Genomic DNA, 1,378 nt, shown 5'->3' on the forward strand with positions numbered 1-1,378 from the left:
TGAACCGCCTGTAAGTGTTTGTGGTGGCTGGCCTGGGGCTGGCTGGCAGGGTGGTGCTGGTTCTTCAGACCGGGTGTGACTCGTGAATCGCCTGGCCCCGTTCGGGTGCTCTTCCCGGGAGTTGTCCTCTCGGTCTGAAGGCCGGCGCTGCCCGGCGCACCACGATGGCCTGATCAGAAGCTTGTCCAACCGCGGGAACGGTTGTGCCTCATTACAGGTCTGCCTCGTAGTAACTCTCACCCGGGCCGACGCCGGTCACGACGTCCACCCCGGCTGGAGGAGAACACCGCATTGCCCATCGTCGCAGACCACTACCGATTCGTCGTCGGCGTCGACACGCACGCCGCAACGCACAGCTACGCCGTCGTCGAATCCCTGACCGGCCGCATCATCGACCAGGCAACGTTTCCGACAACGACGGCGGGACTGGCACGCGCCCAGGCGTGGATCGGTCGCCGAACTGACAGCGAGATCGACACGGTTCTGATCGCTGCCGAGGGCACCGGCAGCTACGGTGCGATCGCCGCTGACAGGCTCGAACACGCCGGCTACCGAGTGGTCGAGGCACCGACGCCCTCGGCGAAACGGTTGCGGGACAACGGAAAGACCGACACTCTCGACGCAGTCACCGCCGCCCGATCGACAATCGTCACCGATCTCTACGATCTGCGCGACCGGCGTCGCGGCCAGGTGCGGGCCGCATTGAACATTCTCACCGTCGCCCGCGACCAGATGGCCACCGAACGAACCCGCACCGTGAACACACTCACCGCGCTGATCAGGTCCTACGACCTGGGCATCGACGCGCGCCGGGCGCTGTCGGCGGCCCAGATCACCGAAGTCGCCTCCTGGCGCCGCCGTGACGAGCCGATCGGGTTGGCAGTCGCCCGCGCCGAGGCGATCCGGCTGGCCCGACGGATCAATGAACTCGGCGACCAGCTGAAAACCAACCGTGCCCAGCTCGACGAGATTCTTGCCGAGCACGCCCCGCAACTACTGGCACTGCACGGGGTTGGAGCCGTCACCGCTGCGGTCATCCTCACCGTCTGGTCACACCCAGGCCGGATCAGAACCGAGGCCGCGCTGGCGAAAATCGCTGGGACTGCTCCGATTCCAGCATCATCGGGCAACACCACCCGGCATCGGCTCAGCCGCGGCGGCGATCGACAGCTCAACAGAGCCATTCACACGATCGTGCTGACCCGGCTGCGAACCGACCCCAACACCCGCGCCTACCTGCAACGGCGACTGGCCGCAGGCAAAACCAAACGCGAGGTCACACGATGCCTGAAACGGTATGTCACGCGGCAGATCCACCGAACCCTGACGCAGGCCAACGCGACGACTTGACAAACATAGAAGCCTCCCGGTGAGTCCG

Annotated in this window: 1 protein-coding gene; it reads left to right on the top strand. The window is 65.7% G+C overall.

Features of this window, described 5'->3' with window-relative positions; translation table 11 throughout:
- Positions 1-291: 291 nt before the first annotated feature.
- A complete protein-coding gene (locus tag ACFYTQ_RS37550) occupies positions 292-1,350 on the top strand; it encodes an IS110 family transposase (RefSeq protein ID WP_064909816.1) in 1,059 nt (352 codons plus the stop codon).
- The last annotated feature ends 28 nt before the right edge of the window (positions 1,351-1,378 follow it).

The sequence above is a fragment of the Nocardia sp. NPDC004068 genome (assembly GCF_042874315.1).
Classification (GTDB): domain Bacteria; phylum Actinomycetota; class Actinomycetes; order Mycobacteriales; family Mycobacteriaceae; genus Nocardia.